Raw genomic sequence first — 18,372 nt, 5'->3', positions numbered from 1 at the left:
ATCATGACCGAACCCCGAGAAAGCGCCCCCGACAGCACGGCCGCGCGCGTCGCGCTGTGGCGCGCACTGCACGTCGAACTCGACGCGCTGCCGCACGTGCTCGCCGATGAAGTCGGGCTGCAATTGCTCGCACCGGAACCCGGCTGGCAGCAGCGCGGCGACATGGATCCGCAGTTCACGCGGCCGTTCCGTGCGTCGATCGTCGCGCGGGCGCGCTTCATCGAGGATCTCGTCGTCGAACAGGCCGCGCGCGGCGTGAACCAGTACGTGATCCTCGGCGCGGGTCTCGACAGCTTCGTGCAGCGTCGGCCCGACATGGCGTCGTGCGTGACCGTCTTCGAAGTCGATCCGCCCGCGCCGCAGGCCTGGAAGCAGCGCCGCCTGGTCGAACTCGGTTTCGGCGTGCCCGACTGGCTGCGTTTCGTGCCGGTCGATTTCGAGGCGAAGCAGTCGTGGCGTGCCGCGCTGGTCGGCGCGGGCTTCGATGCCGGCAAGCCGGCGGTCGTGGTGTCGACCGGCGTCAGCATGTACCTGACGCACGAAGCGAATGCGGCCGCGTTGCGCGAAGTCGCGTCGCTCGCGCCGGGCTCGACGCTCGCGATGACGTTCCTGCTGCCGCTGGAGCAGGCGGATCCGGATGTGCGCCCCGGGCTGGAAATGGCCGCGAAGGGCGCGCGCGCCAGCGGCACGCCGTTCATCAGCTTCTTCATGCCGGCGCAGATCCAGGCGCTCGCGCGTGAGGCCGGTTTCGCAGAGGCCGCGCACGTATCGGCCGCCGAACTGACGCGCCGTTACTTCGCCGATCGCACCGACGGCCTGCGGCCGCCGAACAACGCGGAAGAGCTGCTGGTCGCGACGGTCTGAGCTGTTGCGATCATAGCGACCACAGCGACCATTACGCCCGTTCGAGCACGGCCATTTCCCGCACGACCACGAGCAGCACCGCGAGGCTCGCCCCGCCCGACGCGCGCAGGTCCGCGAGCAGGTGCTCGTAGCGCACGAGCGCGGCTTCGCGGCGCGCGCGCCACGCGCCGACGATCGTCTCCGGCGTGGTCGAATCCGGCGATTCCGCGAGTGCGCTCGTCGCCAGCGTGCGCTTGAGACGCGCGACTTCCGCGAGCGCGGCCGCGCGCGCCAGCATGTCCCAGTGCGTCGGCGTCGGCAGTGTTGCCGCGCGCTCGCCGATCCAGCTGTAATTGAGCAGCGTGCCGAGCGAGAAATAGACGCCCGCGACGAGTTCGAGGCTGCGGTGGCTGGTCGCCGCCACTTCGGCGATGTCGAGCAGCGCGGCCGAGATGTCGCCGCTCGCGACGCGCACCGCAAGCGCGCTGTCGACACCGGCTTCGACCAGCACGCGCTGCCGTTCGGACAATGCTTCGAGATCGTCGGCCGGCAGCAGCGACGGCAGTTGCGGCGCGAGCCGCTCCGCCGCGTCGCGGCAGCGCGCGATCAGCTCGGTCACACCACCATCGGCCACCGCGCCGGATTGCAGGTGACGCAGGAACCACAGCGCCGCCCGCTCCAGCAACCTTGCGACGTCGACGAACATGCGCGCCTGCACGTCGTCGGCGACGCGGTTGTCGAGCGCGTCGATGTCGCGCCACACCGCATCGAGGTCGAACACGTCGCGCGCCATGATGCAGGCGCGCACGATGTCGCCGGGCTTCGCGTCGGTCTCCTCCATCAGCCGGTGCACGAACGCGCAGCCGACGCGGTTCACGAGCGCGTTGGTCAGGTGCGTCGCGAGGATCTCGCGGCGCAGCGGATGGCGGCGCATCGGTTCGCTGAAGCGCTGCTGCAGCGGCTTCGGGAAGTAGTCGACGAGCATCGCGGCCACCAGCGGATCCTCGGGCACGTCGGATTCGAGCAGCGCGTCGTACAGCCACATCTTGCTGTACGCGAGCAGCACCGCGCGTTCCGGCGACGTGAGGCCGAGCTTCGCGGCCTGCCGTTCGGCGACTTCGTCGTCGGTTGGCAGGAATTCGATCACGCGGTTCAGGCGGCCCGCGCGTTCGAGCCAGCGCATCAGGCGCGCCTCGGCATCGAGCAGCTCGACCGCGTAGCGGCCGGCGATCGACAGCGCCTGCGTCTGGTAATAGTTGTCGCGCAGCACGAGCAGCCCGACTTCGTCGGTCATTTCCGCGAGCAGCGCGTTGCGCTGCTTCTCGGTCATCTCGCCGTCGGACACGACGAGCCCGAGCAGGATCTTGATGTTGACTTCGTGATCCGAACAATCGACGCCGGCCGAGTTGTCGATCGCATCGGTGTTGATGCGCCCGCCGCGTTGCGCGAACTCGATCCGGCCGAACTGCGTGCAGCCGAGGTTGCCGCCTTCGCCGACCACCTTGCAGCGCAGGTCCGCGCCGTTCACGCGCACCGCGTCGTTCGCGCGATCGCCGACCTGCAGGTGGGTTTCGCGCGCGGCCTTCACGTAGGTGCCGATCCCGCCGTTGTACAGCAGGTCGACCGGCGCCTGCAGGATCGCGCGGATCAGCTCGGCCGGCGGCAGCGCGTGCGCGTCGATGCCGAGAGCGGCCTGCACGGCCGGCGACAGCGGGATCGTCTTCGCGGTGCGCGGGTAGACGCCGCCGCCCGCCGAAATCGCGGCCGGATCGTAGTCGGCCCAGCTCGAGCGTTCGAGCGCGAACAGGCGCGCGCGCTCGGCGAAGCTCGTCGCGGGATCGGGGTTCGGGTCGAGGAACATGTGCCGGTGATCGAACGCGGCGACCAGCCGGATATGCGGCGACAGCAGCATCCCGTTGCCGAACACGTCGCCCGACATGTCGCCGACGCCGACCACCGTGAAGTCGGTGGTCTGCGTATCGATGCCCATCTCGCGGAAGTGCCGCTTCACCGATTCCCACGCGCCGCGCGCGGTGATCGCCATCTTCTTGTGGTCGTAGCCGACCGAGCCGCCGGACGCGAATGCGTCGTCGAGCCAGAAGCCGTATTCGTGCGAGATCGCGTTCGCGTAATCGGAGAAGGTGGCCGTGCCCTTGTCGGCGGCGACGACCAGGTACGGGTCATCCGGATCGTGACGCACGACGTCGGGCGGCGGCACGATCGCGTTGCTCACGAGGTTGTCGGTCAGGTCGAGCAGGCCGCGCAGGAAGGTCTGGTAGCACGCGATGCCTTCGCGCATCCACGCTTCGCGATCGCTCGGCGGCGGCGGGTTCTTCACGACGAAGCCGCCTTTCGAGCCGACCGGCACGATCACGACGTTCTTCACCATCTGCGCCTTCATCAGCCCGAGCACTTCGGTGCGGAAATCCTCGCGGCGATCCGACCAGCGCAGGCCGCCGCGCGCGACGCGCCCGCCGCGCAGGTGCACGCCCTCGACACGCGGCGAATACACCCAGATCTCGAACATCGGCTTCGGTTCGGGCAGGCCCGGCACTTTCGCCGGATTGAACTTGAACGACAGGTACGGCTTCGGTTCGCCGTTCGCATCGGCGAGGAAGTAGTTCGTGCGCTCGGTCGCGTTGATCACGCCGAGGAACTGGCGCAGGATGCGGTCCTCGTCGAGGTTCGGCACCTGGTCGAGCGCGCCTTCGATCGCCTTCAGTAGCCGCTCGGCCTGCACGTCGCGCGTGTCGCCGGTGGCCGGGTCGAACCGCAGCAGGAACAGCTCGACGAGCTGCCGCGCGATCGCCGGGTTGCCGGTCAGCGCGCGCTCGATATACGCGTCGCTGAAGGTCGAGCCGACTTGCCGCAGATACTTCGCATACGCGCGCAGGATCGTCACTTCGCGTGCGCTCAGGTGGGCGCGCAGCACGAGGCGGTTGAAGTCATCGTTCTCGATCCGGCCGCTCCAGATCTGGTCGAACGCATCCTCGAACAGGCCCTTCACGCGCTCGATGTCGAATTCGGTATCGTCCGCGAGTTCGAGGCCGAAGTCGTGTACCCACGCATGCGCGGCGTCCTGCGTCTGGATCCGGTACGGCCGTTCCTCGTCGACGCGCACGCCGAGATGCTCGAGCATCGGCAGGCTGCGCGACAGCGCGATCGGGTCGCCCGCGCGATAGACCTTGAAGCGGAACGCGCGCGCCTCGGCTTCGATCGGCCGGTACAGGTTCATCGCGAGCTGCCCCGAGTCCTTCACGCGCTCGATCAGTTCGATGTCGCGCACGGCCGTGCGCGCCGGGTAGTCGTCGCGATAGCCGGCCGGGAACGAATCGGCATAGCGCTGCAGCAGGCGGTTGCCTTGCTCTTCGCCGAACGCATCGAGCAGCGCGTCGGCGAGATCGTCCTGCCAGCGCCGCGTGACCTGCACGAGCCGCGTTTCGAGCTCGCGCGTGTCGACGTCGGGCATCGTGCCCGGTTCCGCGTGCACGACGAAATGAATCCGCGCGATCGCCGATTCCGACAGCAGCGGCGTGAACTCGACGTTCACGCCGTTGTATGCATCGATGAGCAGCTTCGCGATGCGCCGGCGCAGGTCGGTGTTGTACTTGTCGCGCGGCACGAACACGAGGCACGACACGAAGCGGTCGAAGCGGTCCCGGCGCACGAACAGGCGCGTGCGCTGGTGCTCCTGCAGCCGCAGGATGCCGAGTGCGATGTCGTAGAGCTGGTCTTCGTCGGCCTGGAACAGCTCGTCGCGCGGATAGGTTTCGAGCACCGTCACGAGCGACTTGCCGAGGTGCCCCTTCGGCAGGAAGCCCGCGCGCCGCACGATGTTCGCGCACTTGCGGCGCACGATCGGGATATCCGCATACGAGCCGAAATAGGCCGTCGACGTATAGAGCCCGATGAAGCGGCGCTCGCCCGCGACCTTGCCGTCGGGGCCGACGAGTTTCACGCCGATATAGTCGAGATAGCCGGGCCGGTGCACGGTTGCGCGCGAATTCGCCTTGGTCAGGAAGATCGGCCACGCGCCGGTGATGATGTCGGCCGCGGCGGGCGGTAGCGGCGTGACGTCGGGCGCGTCCGACGTGCGCAGCGATTCGCGCAGGATGCCGAAGCCGGTGCCTTCGATGCCGCGCAGCCCGAAGCCCGTGCCGTCCGATACCAGCGCGTAGTCGCGCTGGCCGAGGAACGTGAAATGATCGGCGGCCATCCATTCGAGGAAGGCGCGCGCCTCGATGTCTTCCGCGGTCGATTCGCGCGCCTTCATTTCCTTGATCGTCGCGCGCGCGATGTCGACGATCTTCGGCCAGTCTTCCACCGACGCGCGCACGTCGCCGAGCACGTGCGCGATGTCGTTGCGCAACGTGTTGAGCAGCGCGGCATCGCCGCAGCGGTCGACTTCGAAATGGATGAACGACGCGAGCTGCGACTGGCCGTCGCCGGGTGTCGCGCCGCCCGCGTCGACGCGCTCGATGCCGCCGTCGCGGCCGCGCCAGATGCGGAATACCGGGTGCAGCGCCGAATGCAGCGCGAGCCCGAGACGGTTGACGGCCATCGTCACCGAATCGACGAGGAACGGCATGTCGTCGTTGACGATCTCGATGACCGTGTGATCGGAATGCCAGCCGTGCTGTTCGAGGATCGGGTTGTACACGCGCAGCCGCTCGCTGCCGGGCACGAATTTCTGGGCGGTCTGCCAGTGCGCCATCGCGGCGCCGTAGAGATCGGCGATGCTGCGGCTTTGCAGATCGTCGGCATCGACGAAATCGTAGTAATGACGCAGGAACGGTTCGACGATCCGGAACGTGGCTTCGGGCAGGCGCCCGCGCGCGAATTCGACGACGTCCGAGAGCAGGTGTGCGACGACTTCCTCGTTCTTCGCTTCCATGGCGGTCTCCTCGTCGGGTGGCCATCGGCTGCTGCGTCTGTCCGGCATTATGCGCCGATTGCGTGACAAAGCGATGTGCGGGCGCACAACGAGAACTGGCTGGAGGAGGCCGCGTGCAGCGCCCGTGGCGGGCGCTGCAGCGTGAGTGTCAGTGCAGGGCCGGCAGCGCCGAAGCGCTACCGCCGTTGACGCTCAGCGCTCGTCGCTCCACAGCTTGCCGGCCGTCGCCCAGTTCTCCTTCTTCACGTCGGTCAGGATGATGTCGACCGAGCCTGGCTCGCAGCCGAGCGTCTCGCACGTGACGCGCGTGATGGCTTCGACGAATGCGCGCTTCTGGTCGACGGTGCGGCCTTCGAAGAGCTGGATATTGAAAGTCGGCATGACGGAGTGCTCCGATTGGTTGGGGTGAATGAGGCGTTGGGCGCCGGCGGCGTCAGTCGCGATACGTCGGATCGATCCGGTCGAGCCGTCGCAGCAGCGCCGGCCATTCCAGTTCGCCCTCGATCGCGCCGCCGTCGCGCAGCTGTTCGGCGGTTCGGTCGGCGACGGCCGGGTCGGGCAGCACGAGCGGCCCGCCGCCGGCCTGCGCGCGCACCTGGATATCGCACGCCTTGATCAGCGTATCCATCAGCACATAGGCTTCGGCCACGGTGCGGCCGACCGTCAGCGTGCCGTGGTTGCGCAGCAGCATCGCGGATTTCGCGCCGAGGCTCGCGGTCAGCCGCGCACCTTCGGCCGGCGAGAACGCGAGCGCCTCGTAGTCGTGGTACGCGAGGTCGCCATGAAACCGCAGCGCGTGCTGCGACGCGGGCAGCAGCCCGTCGCGCTGGATCGACACGGCGATGCCGGCCGTATTGTGCAGATGCATCACGCATACCGCGTCGGCGCGGGCGGCATGCACGGCTGCGTGCAGCGCGAAGCCCGTCACGTTGACCGCATGCTCGCTGTCGCCGATCCGGTTGCCGGCCAGGTCGATCTTCACGAGATTCGACGCGCGGACTTCGTCGAACGTGAGGCCGAACGGGTTGATCAGGAAGTGGCCGGGCTCGCCGGGCACGGTCGCGGACAGGTGCGTGTAGATCAGGTCGTCCCAGCCGTTCAGCGCGACGAGCCGGTACGCGGCGGCGAGGTCGACGCGCATCCGGCGTTCGGCGTCCGAGATCGGGCCGCCGGGTTTCACGGCATCAGGACGGTGTGCGAATGACGACATCGGGTTCTCCGAAGGTGAAGCGGCGCGCGACGATCACCGTGACCCACGACGCGAGCGCGAACGGGGCCGTGAACGCGGGAATGCCGGCGTGCGTCGCGAGCCACTGGATCAGCGCGGCGAGTGCGGCGGCCGCGAGCGCCGCGCGCGGGCCGCGCGCCATCAGCGCGAGTGCGGCGAGCGCGCCGTTGAAGCCGAGCAGGCCGTCGGCGAACGATGCGCCGCTCGCGCCGAGCGCGACCAGCAGCACGGTCGACACCAGCGCGCCGCCGAGTGCGAATGCGGCCGCGCGGCGCGATGCCGCGGCGAGGCCGACGACGATCAGCGCGCCGGCCCATGCGCCTTGCGCGAAAGTGGTCTGCGCGACGCCCGAGAGCAGTGCATCGGCCGCGGATGAAAACGTCAGCGCCGGGCCGGCCGTCGCGCCGCCTGCCTGCTGCAATGCGACAAACGGAAACCACAGCGCGGTGACGGCGAGGCACGGGCTCGAATACGGGCATTGCCGCCAGCGTGCGAGCGGCACGCGCATCGCGTGCTGCACGAGCGCCGCGCCGATCGAGGCCAGCGGCACCAGCACGATGGCGGCAAGTTGATGGGGCGCGAACAGCACGGCGATCAGCGCGGCGAGCGCGCCGTTGAAGCCGTGCAGCCCCTGTTCGACGTCGTGGCGCTCGGCGCCCGTCAGCACCGCCGCCATGCTGGCGGCGGCCGAGCCGACCAGCGCCGCGCTCGCGAGCCGCAGGTCGGTCAGCGCCAGTGCGGCGAGCAGCAGCGCGCCGGTGAGCGCATTCGCCTGCAGCACGATCTGCCCGATGCCGCGCAGCAGGATACGCAGGTCGATCGACGGCGGGACGGGGCGGGCGGTTGGCATGATGGCGGCGGAACAGGACGAGCCGCGAGCATAGGACACAATCCGATGCACCGGAATAGGGAATTCTGGATAGTCAGGATTTGTGGTCGATGCCCCGAAACGGTGAATCCGGCGGTCGATTCGTGCCCGAACGCCGCGCCGCGGGCGCTTTCGGCGGATGGCCCGTTCGGAACTCGAATCCGTGCGCTGGCCGGCACTTTCGCCGCGCGATTCGTGCGACGATGCCTCGCATCGGGATTACCGGGAGACGGAAAGATGCGCGAAGTGCGTTGGGCGTCGCTCGAAGGCGACGGAGTCGAACATCTGACGTTCGACCGGAGCGGCGGCGGGATCGTCGTCGAAAGCGCGGTGGTCGGCCAGCGGTATGGCCGGGCGTACGGGCTCGCGTATCGCGTCGAGTGCGATGCGCACTGGCGCGTGACCTATGCGGTGCTCAAGGTGATGGGCGGCGGCACGCTCGAACTGCGCGGCGACGGCGCGGGCCACTGGCGCGACGGCTCGGGCCGCGCACTGCCGGAACTCGATGGTTGCATCGACATCGACATCGCGGCGACACCGTTCACGAATTCGCTGCCGATCGGCCGCCTGGGCCTCGCGCGCGGCGAGCGGCGGCCGATCGACGTCGCGTACATCTCGACGCCGGACCTGAAGGTCACGCCGGTCAAGCAGGCCTATGCGTGCCTCGAGCCGGGCCGGCGCTATCGCTACGAAGGGATTTTCCGCGACTTCACGGCCGAGATGGAGATCGACGACGACGGGCTCGTCGTCGATTACGAGACGCTGTTCAGACGCCTGCCGGCGCCGGCGCCCGCGGCGCGCTGAACCCGGGCCGCGACCGGGGCGAGCGCCGGCCGCTCCTGCGCGGACGCGAAGCGGTCGATCCGCGACGCGATCACGTCGGGGTGGCGCAGCACGATCCAGTGCGTGCCGTCGATTTCCTCGCGCACGTGGTCGCCGAGCCAGCGGTCGAGGTCGACCGACATCTCGGGCGTCACGTAGCGGTCGCGCACCGGCACCAGGATCTGCACGGGCGCCTGCGCGTACCGCTCGCGCGGCTTGCGGGCCCGTGCGATGAAGTTCGCGCGGTACAGCTGCAGCCCGTTCAGCGCGTTCTTCAGTTGCACGGGATCGCGTTCCGCCCGCACGCGCTCGGTGAGCTGCAGCCAGCGCGGCCACAGCGCGGCGCCGCCGAGCCGCCATACCAGCGACGGCACGAGCGGCAGGTGGAAGAACGCGATGTACCACGACTTCAGGCTCTGCTTGAGCCGCATCTTCGCGCGAAACACGTGATCGAGGCACGGGCCCGAGATCGACGTGTACGACGCGATCCGGCCGCGGAACGTGGGGTCGGTCACGGCCTCCCAGCACTGGATCGACCCCCAGTCGTGGCCGACGAGATGGAACGGCCGGCCGCCGCAGGTTGCGTCGGCCACCGCCCTCAGGTCGGCGGCGAGCCGCTCGAGCGTATAGTCGGTCCGGCGGCGCGGCGCATCGGACGCACCGGCGCCGCGCACGTCGTACGCGATCACGCGGTAGCGCTTCGCGAGCCGCGCGCGGATCGGCGCCCACACGGCCGCCGAATCCGGGTAGCCGTGTACGAGGATCAGCGGCGGGGCGCGACGCGACCCGCTCACGTAGACGGCGAGTTTCACGTCGCCGGACTGGACGGTCAGCATCTCGTGGGCGCGCGCCATGGCGTCATGCCTGCGCCACCGAGTGCAGCGGCACGCGGCGCGGGGCGGCTTGCGCGGCGTAGCGCGCGTTGGTCGCGTCGATGTTCTCGAGCAGCGTGTCGAGCTCCTGCAGGTACTGATGGTTGTCGTGGTCCCACGGGTGGAAGCCCGGGCGGAAGTAGTCGAGCCATTCGCGTGCGATGCTCGGGAACACGCCGTGCTTCGGGCTGTACAGGTACTTCACGAGGCGCCACATGCCGCCGAACTTGCCGTGCTCGCGACGGTGCGCGCGCATCAGGCGCACGTGGAAGTCGAATACGATGGCCCAGAAGAACACGGTGGTCGTCAGCATCGTGCCGGTGCGCAGCAGGTAGCTGCCGAGGCCCGGCTTCATCACGGTGCGCCACACGTCGTAGGACACCGCCTTGTGCTCGGTTTCCTCCATCGCGTGCCACATCCACATCTGCTGGTAGCCTTCGACCGAGCCGTCGATGCGGTGCTCGTGGCCCGACAGCAGCTGGTTCGCGAGGATCGCCGTGTAGTGCTCGAGCGCGATCGTGATCGCGAGCTGCATCGAATGCGGCAGCACCTTCTTGAACCAGCCGAGGATCGTCCACAGGCGCTTGTCGAGCTTGTGCGCGGGCAGGCCGGACGCTTGCAGCAGGTCGTTGTATTCGATGTGCTCGCGCGTGTGCATCGCTTCCTGGCCGATGAAGCCGAGCACCTGCTTCTTCAGTTCCGGATCCTCGATCTGGTCGCGATAGTTGCGCACCGAATCCATGAAGAAGCGTTCGCCGGCCGGGAACAGCAGCGACAGCGCGTTCATGAAGTGCGTGACGGGTACGCCCTGCACGTGCCAGTCGCGTGCGCGTTCGGGGGGCAGCGCGAAACGGATGTCGCGCCGCACGGGCATCATGTTCGGGGTGGTCATGATTGTTCTCCTCCCTGGTTGCCTGCATTGTTGTAGGTGGCGTGCAGCGGTGCGGCCGCCGGCGTGCCGCGCGCGGCGCGGCGGGCCTTCGCGGCCTCGCGGCGCGTCGCCAGCACGACGAGCGCCTGGTACGCGGCGGGCAGGATGCGTGCCATCCAGTCCGCGCCCTTCGCGTCGCGGCCGATCAGCACGCGGCGCTTGTTCTTGCGCACGCCGGCGAGGATCGTGCGCGCGGCATCGTCGGCGGTCGTGATGAAGAACTTCTCGAAGCTGTCCTTGCCTTGCTGTTCGCTCTCGACGATGAAGCCGACCATGTTCTTCGCGACGCGGCTCGATTGCGCGATGTTCGTGCGGATGCCGCCCGGATGCACGCAGGTCGCCGACACGCCGCACTTCATCATGTCGAGTTCCTGGCGCAGCGATTCGGTGAAGCCGCGCACCGCGAACTTGGTCGCGTTGTAGCCGCTCATGCCCGGCTGCGCGAAGATCCCGAAGATGCTCGACGTGTTGATCACGTGGCCGTCGCCCGAGGCTTTCAGGTGCGGCAGGAACGCCTTCGTGCCGTGCACGACGCCCCAGAAGTTGATGTTCACGATCCACTCGAGATCGCTGTATTCCATTCCTTCGATCGTGCTCGACAGGGCGACGCCCGCGTTGTTGAAGATCAGGTTGACCTTGCCGTGTTCCTTCGCGGTGTCGTCGGCCCACGCGAACATCGCGTCGCGGTCGCCGACGTCCAGCACGCGCGTCGACACGCGCACGTTCGGCGCGATCGCGCGGACGATCCGTTCGGTTTCGGCGAGGCCCACGCCGTTCTTGTCGGCGAGCGATACGTGGCAGCCGGCCTGCGCGAGCTGGATCGCGAGCGCGCGGCCCATGCCCGAGCCGGCACCCGTGATCGCGGCGACCTTGTTGGCGAAATCTCTCATGTCGGTGGCTCCTTGTCTGGCTCAAGCCGCTTCGGCGGACGGGGAAGTCGAGGCGGAAGCGGCGGGCGCGGCGGCGGGCCGCGCGGCCGTGTCGTGTTGCGGCGCGCGATACGCGTGGTAGTCGGCGATCGAGAAGTGCGCGGTCGCCTGGCGGAAACGCCACGTGAAACCCGGCCACAGCGTCGTGTTCTTGCCGGTGCGCGGATCGAGGTACCAGCTCTTGCAGCCGCCCGTCGACCAGATCGCCTTCTTGAGCTTGCCTTGCAGGTCGCTGTTGAACTGCGCCTCGACGAGCGGGCGCACCTCGATCGCGTCCGCCCGTTCGCGGCGCATCGCCTGCAGTGCGCCGAGGATGTACTCGATCTGCGACTCGATCATGAACACCATCGAGTTGTGGCCGAGGCCCGTGTTCGGGCCGACGATCATGAAGAAGTTCGGGTAGCCGGGCAGCGTCGAGCCGAGATACGCGTGCGCGCCGTCGCGCCAGGCGTCGACGATGTCGAGCCCGCCGCGGCCGATGATCGCGCCGCGCGGATACGGATCGGCCACCTGGAAGCCGGTGCCGTAGATCAGGCAGTCGACTTCATGACGCTTGCCGTCGGTCGTCACGACCGCGTCGGCTTCGATGTGGTCGATGCCGGTCGTGATCACGTCGACGTTCTTGCGCGACAGCGCCGGGTAGTAGTCGTTCGAGATCAGCACGCGCTTGCAGCCGAGCGTGTAGTTCGGCGTGACGGTCTTGCGCAGCTCCGGATCGGGAATCTGCTTGCGGATGTGGCGCAGCGCGAGCTTCTGCACGTTCTTCATCAGCGACGGATGGATCGCGAAGCCGAGCACGCGCGATTCGAGCATCCAGTAGATGCCGCTGCGCACGGCCTTCTGCGTGAACGGCAGCGTGCGGAACAGCCACTTCTCGAACCCGGTCAGGTTGCGATCGGGCTTCGGCATGATCCACGGCGGCGTGCGCTGGAACAGCGCGAGCGCCTTCACGCGCGGCGCGATCTGCGGCACGAACTGGATCGCGCTCGCACCGGTGCCGATCACCGCGACGCGCTTGCCTTCGAGCGGATAGTCGTGATCCCACTGCTGCGAGTGGAACGCGCGGCCCTTGAAGGTCTCGACGCCGGGAATCGACGGCAGCGCGGCGCGCGACAACCCGCCCATCCCCGACACCAGCACGCGTGCGGACAGCCGCTTGCCGTTCGCGAACGTGAGGCGCCAGCGTTGCGCGGCCTCGTCGTACTCGGCGCGCTGCAGTTCGTGGTTCAGGCGCAGGTGCGGGCCGACGCCGAAGCGCTGCACGCAGTCTTCCAGATAGGCGCGGATTTCCGGCTGCGGCGCGAACATGCGCGTCCAGCGCGGGTTCGGCGCGAACGAGAACGAATAGACGTGCGATTGCACGTCGCAGGCACACCCGGGGTAGTGATTGTCGCGCCACGTGCCGCCCACCGACGCGGCCTTCTCGAGGACGACGAAGTCGGTCACGCCTGTCTGACGCAGGCGGATCGCCATCCCGAGGCCGGCGAAGCCGGTGCCGATGATGGCGATGTCGATGGTTTCGTCCAGGCTGTCGTGGCCGGGCGGACCGAAAGGCAACGTGCGAGCATTCATCCGGGTGTCTCCGATTTGGCTCATTTTCGAATGTTACATTGTTTGATGTAACGATAGTGGGTGAACCCGGAAATCGCAAGAGGCTAGAAGCAGCGCTCTAAGGGCCGGAAGCCAGACGGGAAAAGGCTGAGCGGGGTTTGGAACGGGCCGGTTTCCGCAATGCGGGATACGCGGAAAGGGCCGTCGACAGGGCGTGAGAGGGTGCGGGCGAGACCGCCGGCGCGCGGCGGCCTGTTTGAAACGGTATCAGGGACGGATCGGCCGAGCGACTGTCTCATGGAAAACCCCGGCCACGATCGTGACCTGCGCGAGCGCGTAGAGGCCCCAGATCAGGTAATCGATGCCCGGAAAACCGCCAAGGAAGCGGCCGACGCCGATCAGCGTATCGGAGCCGACGAAAATCAGGCTGCCGATGGCCACCAGCGGGCCACGCGTGCGGGCGGCGAGCGCGAAGCTCGCCATCGCGCACAGCACGAGCATGTAGACGGCGACCGGCGCCATCAGCTCGCCGAGGTGCGGGAAGAACGCCGCGTAGAACGCCGGCGCGGCGATCCACAGCCCGACGAGCGCGACGATGCGCCAGCCGTGCGGCCGCGCGCGCCAGCGCATGAAGATCGCGCAGTAGCACAGGTGCGTGAGCAGGAACGCGCCGAGGCCGAGCACGAACGACAGCGGCCAGTCGGGCAGCGCGAGCAGTACGTCGCCGAGCACGGCCGTCACGAGCGCCGCGCACAGCCACGCGCGTTCGCGCGGTGCGGCGCAGGTGCTGCCCGCCGCGAGCAACAGGAGGCCCATCGCGGCTTTCGCGGCGGCCTGGCCGGGATAGGGCGCGGCGGCGAGCGACAGTCCATATAGCAGCGCGGCGACGACGGCGAGCGGCCAGAGCCGGCGGTAGGGGGCGGGAAGCGTGGCGATCAAGGCGGGTGTCTCCGGTTTGTTGTTGTCTGCGGTGGGCGGCGCGCGGTCGAGGGCGCGGCTGTCGGCCATTATCCGGAAGAACGGGCGTGCCAAAACCGGCGAATCCTTCTAGGAAACGACCGGGATCGCGATGCACGAGGATTGCCCGCCGGCGCAGCAATCCGGCGATGCCGGGCGCCGATGTATGGGCGCGGCCGCCGGATTTCTCCGCGCGTTGCCCCGGCCGAACCGGGGCAACGACTTCAATTCGGCTTGCTATGATCGCCGCGGTATCGCCGTTGTCGATGTGGTTGTTGCCGTCGTTGTCGTTGTTTCCGCCCGGCCGCGCAACTGGATGCGCCAGCCGGAGCGGGCCCGATGAATCCCGGCCGTGCCCGGCCCGTGCGCTGATGCGAACCGGGGCGGGCTGGCCTTCCCCACGAAAACAGGTCCGACCATGACCGAACTTCTCCACGGCGACGGCGCGATCCGTCGCACGACGCCGTACGGCTCGTCGATTGAAAACACCTATGCGGGCGTGCTGTCGTTCATGCGCCGCAACTATTCGCGCGCGCTCGACGGCGTCGACGTCGCGATCTCCGGCGTGCCGCTCGACCTCGCGACGACCTACCGCTCCGGCGCGCGGCTCGGCCCGGCGGCGATTCGCGCGGCGAGCGTGCAGCTCGCGGAGCTTCATCCGTATCCGTGGGGCTTCAACCCGTTCGACGATCTCGCGGCGGTCGACTACGGCGACTGCTGGTTCGACGCGCACAACCCGCTGTCGATCAAGCCCGCGATCGTCGAGCATGCGCGCACGATCCTCGGTTCCGGCGCGAAGATGCTGACGCTCGGCGGCGATCACTACATCACGTACCCGCTGCTGGTCGCGCATGCGGAGCGCTACGGCAAGCCGCTGTCGCTGATCCATTTCGATGCGCACTGCGATACGTGGGCCGACGACGATCCGGACAGCCTCAATCACGGGACGATGTTCTACAAGGCCGTGAAGGAAGGGCTGATCGATCCGGCGACGTCGGTGCAGGTCGGGATTCGCACGTGGAACGACGACTTTCTCGGGATCGAGCGGCTCGATGCGGCGTGGGTGCATGACCACGGCGCGCGTGCGGCGGTCGAGCGGATCGTCGATATCGTCGGCGCGCGGCCGGCGTACCTGACGTTCGATATCGATTGTCTCGATCCGGCGTTCGCGCCCGGCACCGGCACGCCGGTCGCGGGCGGACTGTCGTCGGCGCAGGCGCTCGCGATCGTGCGTGCGCTCGGCGCGGTGAACCTGATCGGCGCGGATGTGGTCGAGGTTGCGCCCGCGTACGACCACGCGGACATCACGGCGATTGCGGCCGCGCATGTCGCGTGTGACCTGCTGTGTCTGTGGCGGCAGAAGAAGATGGCGGGGGCGCTGAAGTAAGTCGGCATGCGCGTGCCGCAGGGGCGGTGCGCGCATTGCCGGATCGAGGTGCCGTGGGCAGTTTGCCTGTCACGTAGCCGGCGAAAGAAGGCCTCGCGGATTTTCGTGGAAGGGCCTTGCCGACCCGTCGGCGACATCCGCGAAAGGTTAGCGGCTAGTTGCTTCCGTTCACTAAGGGGGCGTTAGCGTATCCCCGATGACATGCCGCGACTTCATCAAGCAAAAACCTATTTGCGCCTGAAGAAAGCCGCAAGCATGTCGTCTTTCGGCGCTGCCGGTTGCGTTGTTTGCTGTTTTCCCGACCGTCCGCGAGAACGAGCGTGATCCGCCCCGGCGCCGGCGCCATCTGGCCAGGCCCCCGTATAAACCGCACGCGGCCGGATGAGATCGGATTGCTCGCGCTGCTCCAGCCCGTGCGCGATCCAGCCGATCGAGCGGCCGAGCGCGAACAGGCCGAATGCCGCGCCGACGGGAAGCCGCAAATGTCTGCGTAACGCCACCAGCGCGAGATCGAGCGAGGGCTTCTGGCCGACGAGCGCGCTCCCGGTATCGATCATCCTTTTCCACTGAGGATGACGCGGCAGGATCCGCGACAACAGATACGTCGCGCGCACGTCGCCATCGGGATAGAGCGCATGTCCGAAGCCCGGCAAGCCGTCTCCCCGGGCGAGACGCGTGACCATTTTTTGCTCGACGTCTCTTTTGCCCAGTTCGTCCCACAGTGCTTCGCCACGCGCGGTGGTGGCGCCGTGCCGCTCGCCCGACAAGCCGGCCAGGCCGCCGACCACGACGGCGCGCAAGCTCGCGTTCGTCGACGCGATGCACCGCCCCGTGAAGCTCGACGCGTTCAGTTCGTGATCCGCGCACAGCACGAGCGCCATCCTGATCAGCTCGGCGCCCGCCGGCCCGACGCCCCATGCCCGCGCGCATTGCGCGTGGATCGGGGCAGTATCGATCCGGGTGCGCAGCAGGCACGCCGCCAGAATCCGTACGAGATCGCCGCAGCCCTGCGCCTGACGATCGGCCGACTGATGCCAGATCGCCGTGGGCGCGTCCTCGCTTGCAACGGTGAAGAGCGGCAGCAGTGCTTGCTCGGTGCGTTGACCGGCGTAGTGTCTGAAGAGCGTTCGCAGTACTGACGGTGTCGTGGGGACGTGACGGCCGAAGGCGGTCTGCTCGTCGCATCGCCACAGCAGCGCCGCGACTTCCTCGAGACTCGCTCGGGCAGCGAGATCGAGTGCATCCACGCCGCGATAGAAAAGCCGGCCGCCATCGATCAACGTGATGCTCGATTCGAGCACGGGCGACCCCCAGTTCAACGCGGCCTTCGCCACTTCCTTCGGCTTGCGGCCGCGTGCGCGTTGATCCGCGAGGCGCTCGACATCGGCCGCGAGGTAGCGGCTTTCACGGTGACTGTTGCCCGGTTCCGCGCGAAGCAGGCCGCGGCTGACGTACGCATAGAGGGTTTGCCGCGAGACACCGAGCCTTGCCGCGGCTGCGGTCGAATTCAGGTAGTTCGACATCGTGCGCAGGGGGAATCGTTCGACAGGTTGATCAGGATAATCAACGTTGACAGCAAATGCGAGCGAGACGATCTTTGCCTCACCAATTCATGCGAGGCGAACATGGGTGTCGATCAAATGTCGAGAGAACGGGCCGCAGCCGATGACGAGCGGGTGTCGCGTCATCTACGGGCGTTCTGGCGCGCAGCGGGTGGGTCTCAGGCTTTTCTCGAGTCGTGCAGCTTCAGCGGGTCGGGCGAACTGGTTTCGGCGTTTCGCGTAACCGACCTGGCCACGGCGGCGATCGGCGCGGCAGGAGCGTCCGTTGCCGAATTGCTGCATGCATCGACCGGGACGTTGCCGGCGGTTCGGATCGACCGGCGGATGGCGTCGCTATGGTTCGGCACGTCGCTGCGTCCGCATGGCTGGTCCATGCCGCCGCAATGGGATCCGGTGGCCGGCAACTATCGGGCACGCGATCGCTGGATCCGGTTGCACACGAACGCGCCGCATCATCGGCTGGCCGCGTTGTCGGTGCTCGGCTGCGCCGCCGATGCGCAGTCGGTCGCGCAAGCGGTGAATCGCTGGGATGCCGCCGCGCTCGAAGAGGCGATCGTCGAGCGCGGCGGTTGTGCCGCGGCGATGCACTCGGCGCAGGAGTGGGCCGGGCATCCGCAGGGCAACGCAGTCGCAACCGAGCCGTTGCTGCATGCCCGTGCCGCGACCGATGCCGTCGCGCACGACTGGCGGCCTTCGAAGGACCGGCCGTTGCGCGGCATTCGCGTGCTCGACCTGACGCGCATTCTCGCCGGCCCCGTGGCGACACGGTTTCTTGCGGGCCTGGGCGCCGACGTGCTGCGCATCGATCCGTACGGCTGGGAAGAGCCGGGCACGGTGCCGGAGGTCGTCCTCGGCAAGCGGTGTGCGCGGCTGAACCTGAAGGATGCCGCGGATCTCGATACGCTCAAGCGGTTGCTCGGCAGCGCGGATATCGTCGTGCACGGTTACCGGGCCGATGCACTCGCGCGCCTCGGGCTCGATGCCGCGCATCGGCGCGAACTGAATCCCGCGCTCATCGACGTGTCGCTCGACGCTTATGGCTGGAGTGGTGAATGGCGTTTCCGGCGCGGCTTCGACAGCCTCATTCAAATGAGCACGGGAATCGCCGAGGCGGGTATGCGCGTGATGGGCCGTGATGAGCCGGTGAACTTGCCCGTTCAGGCGATCGACCATGCGACGGGTTACCTGATGGCGACCGCCGCGATACGCGGGCTGACGACGCGAATGAAAGAGGGTGTCGGTACCGAGGTGCGCGCTTCGCTGGCGCGCACGGCGGCCGAGTTGAAGTTGCGCTCGGAGCCGATGAGCGAGGTGGTCGAACTGGTTGCCGACGATCAGCGTGATCGTGCGGAACACGTCGAATCGACGTCGTGGGGGCCGGCATCCCGGCTCGTTCCGCCCGTGCGGATCGACGATGCGCCGCTCCGATGGTTTTATCCGGCGCGCGCGCTGGGTGCGTACGAGCCCCAATGGTTGCCGTCGAACGACGATCTGTGACGCGATGCGATGAGTCGGCTGGTGTCGGTGA

Annotated in this window: 14 protein-coding genes; 4 read left to right on the top strand and 10 right to left on the bottom strand. The window is 68.1% G+C overall.

Annotated features, from left to right (window positions below; translation table 11 throughout):
- Nucleotides 1-3 precede the first annotated feature (3 nt).
- Nucleotides 4-864: a class I SAM-dependent methyltransferase gene (locus CFB34_RS12855; RefSeq protein ID WP_089442164.1), complete on the top strand. Its 861-nt coding sequence runs from the start codon at nucleotides 4-6 to the stop codon at nucleotides 862-864.
- A 31-nt stretch (nucleotides 865-895) separates the two neighbouring features.
- On the opposite strand, the gene CFB34_RS12850 is transcribed toward CFB34_RS12855, so the two are convergent.
- From CFB34_RS12850 to CFB34_RS12835, 4 genes are all read right to left on the bottom strand, one after another.
- Complete coding sequence (locus CFB34_RS12850; protein WP_089442165.1) at nucleotides 896-5,737, bottom strand: NAD-glutamate dehydrogenase; 4,842 nt, start codon at nucleotides 5,735-5,737, stop codon at nucleotides 896-898.
- 192 nt (nucleotides 5,738-5,929) lie between these two features.
- Nucleotides 5,930-6,118: a 4-oxalocrotonate tautomerase gene (locus CFB34_RS12845; RefSeq protein ID WP_039344138.1), complete on the bottom strand. Its 189-nt coding sequence runs from the start codon at nucleotides 6,116-6,118 to the stop codon at nucleotides 5,930-5,932.
- Nucleotides 6,119-6,170: 52 nt separating this feature from the next.
- The gene (locus CFB34_RS12840; RefSeq protein WP_089442166.1) at nucleotides 6,171-6,947 is read right to left on the bottom strand and encodes a class II aldolase/adducin family protein; all 777 of its coding nucleotides are present in this window, start codon (nucleotides 6,945-6,947) and stop codon (nucleotides 6,171-6,173) included.
- Complete coding sequence (locus tag CFB34_RS12835; protein ID WP_089442167.1) at nucleotides 6,922-7,815, bottom strand: urea transporter; 894 nt, start codon at nucleotides 7,813-7,815, stop codon at nucleotides 6,922-6,924. The genes CFB34_RS12840 and CFB34_RS12835 overlap by 26 nt, the downstream gene beginning before the upstream one ends.
- 255 nt (nucleotides 7,816-8,070) lie before the next feature.
- On the opposite strand from CFB34_RS12835, the gene CFB34_RS12830 reads away from it, so the two are divergent.
- The gene (locus CFB34_RS12830) at nucleotides 8,071-8,637 is read left to right on the top strand and encodes a putative glycolipid-binding domain-containing protein (RefSeq protein WP_089442168.1); all 567 of its coding nucleotides are present in this window, start codon (nucleotides 8,071-8,073) and stop codon (nucleotides 8,635-8,637) included.
- On the opposite strand, the gene CFB34_RS12825 is transcribed toward CFB34_RS12830, so the two are convergent.
- From CFB34_RS12825 to CFB34_RS12805, 5 genes are all read right to left on the bottom strand, one after another.
- On the bottom strand, nucleotides 8,586-9,509 hold the full coding sequence (locus tag CFB34_RS12825) for an alpha/beta fold hydrolase (RefSeq protein ID WP_089442169.1): 924 nt from the start codon (nucleotides 9,507-9,509) through the stop codon (nucleotides 8,586-8,588). The genes CFB34_RS12830 and CFB34_RS12825 overlap by 52 nt on opposite strands.
- A gap of 4 nt (nucleotides 9,510-9,513) precedes the next feature.
- A complete protein-coding gene (locus tag CFB34_RS12820) occupies nucleotides 9,514-10,419 on the bottom strand; it encodes a metal-dependent hydrolase (RefSeq protein ID WP_039344147.1) in 906 nt (301 codons plus the stop codon).
- Nucleotides 10,416-11,348 (bottom strand): SDR family oxidoreductase, encoded by a 933-nt coding sequence (locus CFB34_RS12815; RefSeq protein WP_089442170.1) that lies wholly within the window; start codon nucleotides 11,346-11,348, stop codon nucleotides 10,416-10,418. The genes CFB34_RS12820 and CFB34_RS12815 overlap by 4 nt, the downstream gene beginning before the upstream one ends.
- 21 nt (nucleotides 11,349-11,369) lie before the next feature.
- A complete protein-coding gene (locus CFB34_RS12810; RefSeq protein WP_089442171.1) occupies nucleotides 11,370-12,959 on the bottom strand; it encodes an NAD(P)/FAD-dependent oxidoreductase in 1,590 nt (529 codons plus the stop codon).
- A gap of 246 nt (nucleotides 12,960-13,205) precedes the next feature.
- A complete protein-coding gene (locus tag CFB34_RS12805; protein ID WP_089442235.1) occupies nucleotides 13,206-13,877 on the bottom strand; it encodes a lysoplasmalogenase in 672 nt (223 codons plus the stop codon).
- A gap of 436 nt (nucleotides 13,878-14,313) precedes the next feature.
- On the opposite strand from CFB34_RS12805, the gene speB reads away from it, so the two are divergent.
- Nucleotides 14,314-15,282, top strand: coding sequence for an agmatinase (gene speB, locus CFB34_RS12800; RefSeq protein WP_089442173.1), 969 nt, complete (start codon nucleotides 14,314-14,316; stop codon nucleotides 15,280-15,282).
- A gap of 227 nt (nucleotides 15,283-15,509) precedes the next feature.
- Here speB and CFB34_RS12795 read toward each other — a convergent pair whose 3' ends face one another.
- Nucleotides 15,510-16,805: a citrate synthase family protein gene (locus CFB34_RS12795; RefSeq protein ID WP_089442174.1), complete on the bottom strand. Its 1,296-nt coding sequence runs from the start codon at nucleotides 16,803-16,805 to the stop codon at nucleotides 15,510-15,512.
- A gap of 102 nt (nucleotides 16,806-16,907) precedes the next feature.
- On the opposite strand from CFB34_RS12795, the gene CFB34_RS12790 reads away from it, so the two are divergent.
- Nucleotides 16,908-18,341, top strand: a complete 1,434-nt coding sequence (locus CFB34_RS12790) for a CoA transferase (RefSeq protein ID WP_089442175.1) — start codon at nucleotides 16,908-16,910, stop codon at nucleotides 18,339-18,341.
- Nucleotides 18,342-18,372 lie beyond the last annotated feature (31 nt).

Origin of the sequence: Burkholderia sp. HI4860 (genome assembly GCF_002223045.2) — a bacterium.
Classification (GTDB): domain Bacteria; phylum Pseudomonadota; class Gammaproteobacteria; order Burkholderiales; family Burkholderiaceae; genus Burkholderia.
Note: the sequence above shows the minus strand (reverse complement) of the source record. Positions and strands in the feature narration are given on the sequence as shown.